At 76.7% G+C, this 571-nt stretch carries 1 protein-coding gene; it reads right to left on the bottom strand.

Features of this window, described 5'->3' with window-relative positions; all coding sequences use genetic code 11:
• Positions 1–171 precede the first annotated feature (171 nt).
• On the bottom strand, positions 172–571 hold a 400-nt coding region (locus tag ACYVE9_RS30310), incomplete at its 5' end, for a SpoIIE family protein phosphatase (RefSeq protein WP_461031054.1).

Below are 571 nucleotides of genomic sequence, written 5' to 3'. Positions count from 1 at the left end.
GCTCCCTCGTGGTGTGCAGGGTGACCCGGCGGCCTGCCGTGAGTTGCGTCCCGGCGAGCGTCGTCACCGACAGCACGAGCCGGGCCCGCAGTTAGGCGGGCAGCAGGTGCGCTTCGGCGAGCTGTCGGACGGCCCGGCGGAGCGGGGGCAGTGCGCGGAACTCTGTCTCGGTCACGGACGGCTCCGCCGGGTCGGGGAAGGGGAGTGGGGGAGCGGCGGGCGCACGGCGAGCACGGTGGCGTCGTCGCGGCCCTGGCGGTGCGCGTGCACGACGGCGGCGGTCAGCAGCGGCGGGGGGAGCCGCAGCAGGAACGGGGAGGGCAGCCGCGCCCAGCGGGAGCAGACGCCGTCGCTGTACAGGACGACGGTGCCGGACGGGTCCAGCGGGATCCGGTGCACCCGGGGCGGCGGCATGTTCAGCCCGAGCACACCGGGCTGTCCGCTCAGCCGGTGATGGACGTCGGTGTGGGAGAGGGCCAGGCCGCGCACGTTGCCGACGCCCGCGTACTCGGCGTGGTCGGCGTGCACCCGCAGCAGGCCGGCAGCCGCGCCGCGGGTGCGGCGCAGCGAC

The organism is Streptomyces sparsus, from assembly GCF_054776295.1.
This window is presented reverse-complemented; position numbering and strand designations above follow the sequence as displayed.